General features: G+C 71.6%; 8 protein-coding genes. 2 read left to right on the top strand and 6 right to left on the bottom strand.

What is annotated here, in order from left to right:
* Together A9O63_RS09605 and A9O63_RS09600 are read left to right on the top strand one after the other, a co-directional pair.
* On the top strand, positions 1-324 hold a 324-nt coding region (locus A9O63_RS09605), incomplete at its 5' end, for a M24 family metallopeptidase (protein WP_141703064.1).
* An 11-nt stretch (positions 325-335) separates the two neighbouring features.
* Positions 336-1,301 carry an acetamidase/formamidase family protein gene (locus A9O63_RS09600; protein ID WP_069331729.1) on the top strand — a complete coding sequence of 322 codons (966 nt, stop codon included), beginning with the start codon at positions 336-338 and terminating at the stop codon, positions 1,299-1,301.
* 161 nt (positions 1,302-1,462) lie between these two features.
* On the opposite strand, the gene A9O63_RS09595 is transcribed toward A9O63_RS09600, so the two are convergent.
* The 6 genes from A9O63_RS09595 to A9O63_RS09570 all read right to left on the bottom strand — a co-directional run bounded on the left by A9O63_RS09595 (position 1,463) and on the right by A9O63_RS09570 (position 6,988).
* Positions 1,463-2,404: a 2-hydroxyacid dehydrogenase gene (locus A9O63_RS09595; protein ID WP_069331728.1), complete on the bottom strand. Its 942-nt coding sequence runs from the start codon at positions 2,402-2,404 to the stop codon at positions 1,463-1,465.
* Between the two features lie 94 nt (positions 2,405-2,498).
* Positions 2,499-3,221, bottom strand: a complete 723-nt coding sequence (locus A9O63_RS09590) for a ribonuclease activity regulator RraA (RefSeq protein ID WP_002724253.1) — start codon at positions 3,219-3,221, stop codon at positions 2,499-2,501.
* A 16-nt stretch (positions 3,222-3,237) separates the two neighbouring features.
* Positions 3,238-4,023, bottom strand: a complete 786-nt coding sequence (locus A9O63_RS09585) for an SDR family oxidoreductase (protein ID WP_069331727.1) — start codon at positions 4,021-4,023, stop codon at positions 3,238-3,240.
* A 65-nt stretch (positions 4,024-4,088) separates the two neighbouring features.
* Positions 4,089-5,297 (bottom strand): pyridoxal phosphate-dependent aminotransferase, encoded by a 1,209-nt coding sequence (locus A9O63_RS09580; RefSeq protein WP_069331726.1) that lies wholly within the window; start codon positions 5,295-5,297, stop codon positions 4,089-4,091.
* A 48-nt stretch (positions 5,298-5,345) separates the two neighbouring features.
* Complete coding sequence (locus A9O63_RS09575; protein WP_069331725.1) at positions 5,346-5,771, bottom strand: RidA family protein; 426 nt, start codon at positions 5,769-5,771, stop codon at positions 5,346-5,348.
* Complete coding sequence (locus tag A9O63_RS09570; protein ID WP_069331724.1) at positions 5,768-6,988, bottom strand: pyridoxal phosphate-dependent aminotransferase; 1,221 nt, start codon at positions 6,986-6,988, stop codon at positions 5,768-5,770. The genes A9O63_RS09575 and A9O63_RS09570 overlap by 4 nt, the downstream gene beginning before the upstream one ends.
* Between the last annotated feature and the right edge of the window lie 83 nt (positions 6,989-7,071).

Below are 7,071 nucleotides of genomic sequence, written 5' to 3'. Positions count from 1 at the left end.
GCGGCGCTCCGCCCGGGCGCGCCCTGCGCGGCGCCCCACGAGGCCGCGCAGGCCGTGATCGATGCCGCGGGCTATACGGCCGCCTTCCGCAAGCGCATCGGCTATTCGATGGGCGCGGCCTTCGCGCCCGACTGGGGCGAGGGGGCGATCCTGTCGCTCTTCACCGGCGTGGACCGACCTCTCGAGCCCGGCATGGTCTTCCATCTGCCCGCCACGCTGCGCAGCTACGGCGACTATACGGTCGGTGCCTCCGAGACGGTGATCGTCACGGAAACCGGCATCGAGGTCTTGTCGAACCTGCCCAGACAGATGAGGGTGCGCTGACCTTTCTGCCGATGGAGCGCCCTCTGGACCCCCCCCTTCCCGCCTCGCCCGCCACCGTCCGCTGGGGCCATCTCGATCCCGCCGCCGCTCCCGTGCTGCAGCTCGCGCCGGGCGAGCGGGCGGTGATCGAGACCCTGTCGGGCGGCCCGCGCAACCTGCCGCCCGAGGGCCATCCCTGCCGGGTGCTGGCCAGCCACCGCGCGGTGATGGAGGCGCAGGTGCCCCATCTCGGGCCCCACATGCTGACGGGGCCGGTCCATGTCGCGGGGGCCGAGCCCGGCGACCGGCTGGTGGTCGAGATCGAGGAGATCGCGCTGGCGCAGGATTGGGGCTGGAGCGCCATCGAGCCCGGCTTCGGGATCTTCCCCGACCTCGCGCCGGCCTACGAGAGCCTCGTCGTGCCCATCGACCGGGCGCGCCGCAGCGCGCGGCTGCCCTGGGGCCCCGAGGTGGCGCTGGCGCCCTTCTTCGGCATCCTCGCCGTGGCGCCGCCGCCAGAAGGGGGGACCGTCAGCTCCGTGCCTCCCGGTCCCTTCGGCGGCAATGTGGACAACCGCTTCTTCCGGCAGGGCGCGCGGATCTCCTTCCCGGTCTTCTGTCCGGGCGCGCTTTTCTTCGCGGGCGACGGCCATGCGCTGCAGGGCGACGGCGAGGTCTGCGACACGGCGCTCGAGACCGCGCTGAACGGCCGCTTCCGCTTCACGCTCGAGAAGGGAACGGCGCCCGCCGCCCCCGAGATCGAGCTCTGCGATCTGATCGTGACCATGGGCTTTCACGAGACGCTCGACGGGGCCGCGCGCGACGCGACGGCCCGGATGCTCGACTGGATCTGCGCGCACACGGGCCTGACGCGCACCGAGGCCTGGCGGCACGCGAGCCTCTGCGCCGATCTTCGGATCACGCAGGTGGTGAACGGGCAGAAGGGCGTCCATTGCGTGCTCGACCGCCGCAGCCTGATCGGCGCACGCCCCGCCTGAGCGGGGAAGGCCCGAGGGGCGCGCATCGGGGCGCAGGCCGCTCCGGGTCCGGCGGAAGGCCGGGGCGGGAGCCTCTCCCGGGAAGCTCTCGCCACGCCGGCCCGGTCCTGAACCGGAGCCCGTGCCCCCGGGCGGCGCCTGCGCGGGCCGCCGGCAGCCCTTCAGTAGCCGCGGGTGAGATCGACCGAAGGCGGAATGCGGCCTGTCGCGCGGTAGTCGGAGACATGGGCGCCCACGATGGCCGAGGCGGTCTCGGGGTCGGTCGCGGCCGAGATGTGGGGCAGCACCGTCACCTTCGGATGACCCCAGAAGGGCGAGGCCTCGGGCAGGGGCTCGACCTCGAACACATCGAGCACCGCATGGCCGATCCGGCCGCTGTCGAGCGCCTCGATCAGCGCCGCGCTGTCGAGGATGGGGCCGCGGGCGAAGTTGATGATCTGCGCCCCCTCGGGCAGGCACGCAAGCCGGCGCGCATCGAGAAGGCCGCGCGTCGCGCCCGTCAGCGGCAGTAGGCAGACGAGGATCTCGACCTGTCCCAGCATCCGCTCGAGCGTCTCTTCGCCCGCGTGGCAGGTGACGCCCGCGATCTCCTTGGGCGACCGGCTCCAGCCATGGACGTCGAAGCCCGCGTCGCGGAGCCGGAGAGCCGCCGCCGCGCCGAGTTCGCCCAGGCCCAGCACGCCCACCTTCGTGCGCCCGGGGCGCTTGTAGGGCAGCCCCTTCCAGACGCGGGCGCGCTGCTGGGCGGCATAGGCCGGCATGTCGCGGAAGAGATAATAGGTCCAGGCCAGCGCCGCCTCGGCCATGGTGCGGGCAAGCTCGGGATCGACGAGCCGCACGATGGGGCGCGCGAGATGGCCCAGTTCGGCCACCAGCCGCTCGACCCCGGCCCAGAGGCTGTGGACCCAGACAAGGTTCGGAAGCTCCGCCAGATCGGCCGGGTCGGGATTGGCCACGACGGCGATGTCCACCTCGGCCCGCTCCGCGGGGCTCAGGTCGCGGAAGCTGTCGATCCGTTCGCCCGGCAGGGCGCGGGCGAGATGGCCCGCCCAATGGGCCTCGGCCTCGGGCGACAGACGGGTGACAAGCGCGATCCGCGACATGGGGAGAGCCTTTCACAAAAGGCCCCGGGCAGGGACGAGCCCTTGCCCGGGGAGTGGGGAGACGGAAGGCGGGCCCTCGCGGCCCCGCCGAAGATCACTGGCCCGACTGCGCCTTCCAGGCCTCGTACTTGGCCTTGTTCTCGGCATTGGCGGGATAGAGGCCCGGCAGCGGCACGCCCGCCTCGACCTGGGTCATGATCCAGCCCTCGAGACGTTCCTGCTCGACCGATTCCTCGGCCACGGCCTCGACCAGATCGGCCGGGATCAGCACGGCGCCATCGTCGTCGATCACCACCATGTCGCCCGGGAAGACGGCGACGCCGCCGCAGCCCACCGGCTGCTCCCAGGCCACGAAGGTCAGGCCCGCAACCGAGGGCGGAGCGGCCACGCCCGCGCACCAGACCGGCAGGCCCGTGCCGCGCACGCCCGCCACGTCGCGCACGACGCCGTCGGTCACGAGGGCCGCCACGCCGCGCTTCTTCATCCGCGCGCAGAGGATGTCGCCGAAGATCCCCGCATCGGTGATGCCCATCGCATCGACGACGCAGATGCAGCCCTCGGGCATCGCCTCGATGGCGGCGCGGGTCGAGATCGGCGAGGACCAGCTGGCCGGGGTGGCGAGGTCTTCCCGCGCGGGCACGAAGCGCAGGGTGAAGGCGCGGCCCACGATGCGCGGCTGGCCGGGCTCGAGCGGCATGGCGCCGCGCATCCAGACGTTGCGCAGGCCCTTCTTCAGAAGGACGGTGGTGAGCGTCGCGGTGGTCACGCCGCGCAGCGCCTCGATCAGGGCCTGTTCCTTGGCGGTGTCGGTGGTCATGCTGTTTCCTTTGGGGTCAGACGCTGGCGATCAGGCCGCCGTCGATGCGGATGGTGCTGCCGGTGATGTAGGAGGCGCGGGCCGAGGCGAGGAAGGCCACGGCATCGCCATATTCCTCGGGCTGACCATAGCGGCCGAGCGGGATCGAGGCCACGCTCTCGGCGGCCACCTCGGCCACCGGACGGCCCTCGCGCGCGGCCTTCTGCTCGTCGAGGAAGGTGATGCGCTTGGTGGCGACGCGGCCGGGCAGCACGATGTTGGCCGTGATGCCGTCGCGGCCCACCTCGCGCGCGAGGGTCTTCGACCAGCCCACGAGCGAGATGCGCAGCGCGTTCGACAGGCCGAGGTTCGGGATCGGCGCCACCACGCCCGACGAGGTCGAGGTGATGATGCGGCCCCATTTGCGGGCCTTCATGCCCGGCAGCACGCGGTCGGTGATGGCGATGACCGAGAGCACCATGGACTCGAAGCTCGTGCGCCAGAGCGCGGCATCCTGCCCCGAGACCGGCGAGGGCTTCGGCCCGCCCGTGTTGTTCACGAGGATGTCGACCGGGCCCAGCTCGGCCTCGATCAGGCTCACGTTCGTCTCGATGGCACCGAGATCGGCCAGATCCCAGGCCAGCGGCAGCGCCGTGCCGCCCTCGGCGCGGATCGCCTCGGCGGTGGCTTCGGCCGCGGCGAGGTCGATGTCGCCGAGCGCCACCCGCGCGCCCTCGCGGGCGAGCGAGCGGGCGATGGCGCCGCCGAGGCCCCCGCCCGCGCCCAGAACCAGCGCCGTCTTGCCTCTGATGCCCAGATCCATGTCGGTCTCCGTCTTGTCGTGGTTGGGGCCTGCCGCTGCCGGCAGGGCCGCTGTGGGGGCCGGCCTCAGGTCAGCCGGGCCGAGGCCGCGCGGATCCGCTCGCAGGCGGTGCGCAGCCGCTCGGTGTCGGTTGCAAAGGAGATGCGGAAGTAGGGGGCGAGGCCGAAGGCGCTGCCCGGCACCGCGGCGACGCCCGCCTCCTCGACGAGATACATCACGAAATCCGTGTCGGTCTCGATCTTGCGCCCGCCGGGCCGGGTGCGGCCGATCATGCCCGCGCAGGAGGGGAAGAGGTAGAAGGCGCCGTTCGGGCGCACGCAGCTCAGCCCCTCGATCTGGTTCAGCGCCGAGAGGCACAGGTCGCGCCGCTGGCGGAAGATCTCGTTGCGCTCGGCCAGGAACTCCATCGGCCCGGTCAGGGCCGCGAGCGCCGCGGCCTGGCTCACCGAGGAGGGGTTCGAGGTCGATTGCGACTGGAGCGTGGCCATCGCCTTGATGATGTCGGCCGGACCCCCGGCATAGCCGATGCGCCAGCCGGTCATCGAGAAGGCCTTCGACACGCCGTTGCAGGTCAGCACCCGGTCCATGAGCTTCGGCTCGACCTGCGCGATGGTGGCGAATTCCCAGCCGTCGTAGCGCAGATGCTCATACATGTCGTCGGTCATCACCAGCACATGCGGGAACTCGAGCAGCACGTCGGCCAGCGCCCGCAGATGGGCGGCCGAATAGCCCATGCCGGTCGGGTTCGAGGGCGAGTTCAGGATCACCCATTTGGTGCGTGGCGTGATCGCGGCCCGCAGCGCGGGCGCGGTCAGCAGGAAATCGTCTTCCTCGGGGCAGGAGACGGTGACCGGCCCCCCGCCCGCGAGCCGCACCATGTCGGGATAGGAGACCCAGTAGGGCGCGGGCACGATCACCTCGTCGCCCTCATCGAGCGTGGCCAGCAGGGCATTGTAGAGCACCTGCTTGCCGCCGGTGCCGACGCTGATCTGGTTCGTCTCGTAGGAGAGCCCGTTCTCGCGGCGGAATTTCTCGACGATGGCGGCCTTCAGCTCGGGCGTGCCGTCCACGTCGGTGTAGCGGGTCTGGCCCGCCTCGATGGCGGCGGCGGCAGCCTGCCGGATATGGACGGGCGTGTCGAAGTCGGGCTCGCCCTGCGACAGGCCGATGATGTCCTTGCCCTCGCGGCGGAGCTGCGCCGCAAGGCGCGTCATGGCGATGGTGGGCGAGGGCTGCACGGCCTGAAGGCGGGAGGAGAGGCGGGAGCTGGTCATCTGGGGAGCGTTCCGAGGGGCTGGAGGGCCGGACCGGCCCGGGTTCTGTCAGACGGAGGCGATGAGCTGGATCTCGACGGGGGCATTGCCGGGCAGGGTGGCCACGCCCACCGCGGCGCGGGCGCCGATGCCCGCAGGCCCCAGCTCCTCGCGCAGCCGTGCCGAGGCGAAATCGGCCAGCTTCGAATGGGCCTCGAAGCCGGGCTCGGCCGCGACATAGACGGTGAGCGAGAGGATCACCGCAAGGCTCTCGCCCTCGGCCAGAAGGCCGCGCGCGGCGGCCAGCGCATTCTCGCAGGCAAGCCGGACGGCGTCGCGCTGCTCTTCCAGCGGCTGGTCGCGGCGCACGGGGCCGGTGAACTGGAGCACCCCCTCGCGGCGCGGTGTCATGCCCGAGGTGAAGATCAGCGCGCCCGCCCGGCGGGCCGGAATGTAGTCGCCCTGCGGGACCGGCTGGGAGAGGGCGGCCGTCATGCGCGATACCGTTCGACCAGCGCCACGATCCGCTGGGCGGCGGCGACGGCGGCCTCGTGATCCTGGCTGAAGTTCAGCCGCACGCTGTCGGCCGTGTGCGGGCTGAACTCGGTGCCGGGCGTGACAACCACGCCCGCCTGCAGCCGCAGGATCTTGACGAACTCGGCCGGCGTCACGGCGAGCTTCGGCAGCCGCGGAAAGAGGTAGCTGCCGGCCTGCGGCGTGCGGGCGAAGACGCCCTCGCAGCCGCGCAGCACGCGCAGCAGTTCGTCGCGGATCGCCTGATGCCGGGCGATGCGGTCCTCCATCCAGCCCGGCGCCTCGTCGAACCAGCCGCGCAGCACGGCCTGGCTGTAGCCCGCGGCGCGCAGGCTCACGATGGCCTGCAGCTTCTCCATCCGCGCGATGATGGCGCGGGAGCCGAAGGCCACGCCCAGCCGGTAGCCCGAGAGCGATTCCGTCTTCGACGGGCCCATGATGGTGACGACATTCTCGGCATCCACCGCCGCTTCGGCGCGCAGATGGGTGTAGCTCGCCCCCGCATAGCGCAGCCGGGAATAGAGCTGGTCGGCGATCACGGTCGCGCCGTAGCGTGCGGCCAGCGCCGCGATCTGGCCGATCTCCTCGGCCGAATAGACCACGCCCGCGGGGTTGTTCGGGTTCGAGAAGAGGAAGACCCGGGCACCGGCCTTGAAGGCATCCTCGAGCCCCGTCAGATCGAGGCCCGCCCGCGTCTCGTCGGCCGAGACATAGTCGAGCTGCACCGGCACCATCTCGCCCTCGAAGAATTCGACGAGCTTGCGGTTGGCGAAATAGTCGGGCTGGACGATGGCCACCTTGTCGCCGCGCGCGACCGTGGCCGCCACCGCGAGAAAGAGCGCCCCCTGCGTGCCGGGCGTGATGATGAGCCCGTCGCGCGCATCGACCGGCGCGCCCGTGAAGGCCGCAAGCCGCGGGGCCAGCAGATCGCGGATGCCCAGATCGCCGCGATATTCGGTATAGGCCTGCACGCCCCCCGACATCACGCCCGCCGAGAAGAGGTCGAAGGCGCCGGGCGTCGGCTCGTGCGCATCCACGTCGCCATGGGAGAAATCGACCGGACGGCCCTCGAGCGGGGCCCCGCGCATCAGTGCCTCGAGCCCCGCGGCCGACTGGCGCACTTCCTGCCCGGGGGCATTGTCGGTGCCGAGTTTCTTGAATTTCGCCTCGATCGACATGTCTGGCTCCTCTCGCGCAGGCCCTCGCTTCGGGCATGGTCTACGCCGGGTGAGGCGAAAGAAAAAATGGCTTTTTGTTATTT

The organism is Cereibacter johrii, from assembly GCF_001720585.1.
In the GTDB taxonomy this organism is placed as follows: domain Bacteria; phylum Pseudomonadota; class Alphaproteobacteria; order Rhodobacterales; family Rhodobacteraceae; genus Cereibacter_A; species Cereibacter_A johrii.
This window is presented reverse-complemented; position numbering and strand designations above follow the sequence as displayed.

What these genes read in the sequence shown, in the direction of transcription:
- A9O63_RS09570 (WP_069331724.1), bottom strand. Translation starts at nt 6,988, where the DNA reads ATGTCGATCGAGGCGAAATTCAAGAAACTCGGCACCGACAATGCCCCC.
- A9O63_RS09600 (WP_069331729.1), top strand. Translation starts at nt 336, where the DNA reads ATGGAGCGCCCTCTGGACCCCCCCCTTCCCGCCTCGCCCGCCACCGTC.
- A9O63_RS09590 (WP_002724253.1), bottom strand. Translation starts at nt 3,221, where the DNA reads ATGACCACCGACACCGCCAAGGAACAGGCCCTGATCGAGGCGCTGCGC.
- A9O63_RS09575 (WP_069331725.1), bottom strand. Translation starts at nt 5,771, where the DNA reads ATGACGGCCGCCCTCTCCCAGCCGGTCCCGCAGGGCGACTACATTCCG.
- A9O63_RS09595 (WP_069331728.1), bottom strand. Translation starts at nt 2,404, where the DNA reads ATGTCGCGGATCGCGCTTGTCACCCGTCTGTCGCCCGAGGCCGAGGCC.
- A9O63_RS09580 (WP_069331726.1), bottom strand. Translation starts at nt 5,297, where the DNA reads ATGACCAGCTCCCGCCTCTCCTCCCGCCTTCAGGCCGTGCAGCCCTCG.
- A9O63_RS09585 (WP_069331727.1), bottom strand. Translation starts at nt 4,023, where the DNA reads ATGGATCTGGGCATCAGAGGCAAGACGGCGCTGGTTCTGGGCGCGGGC.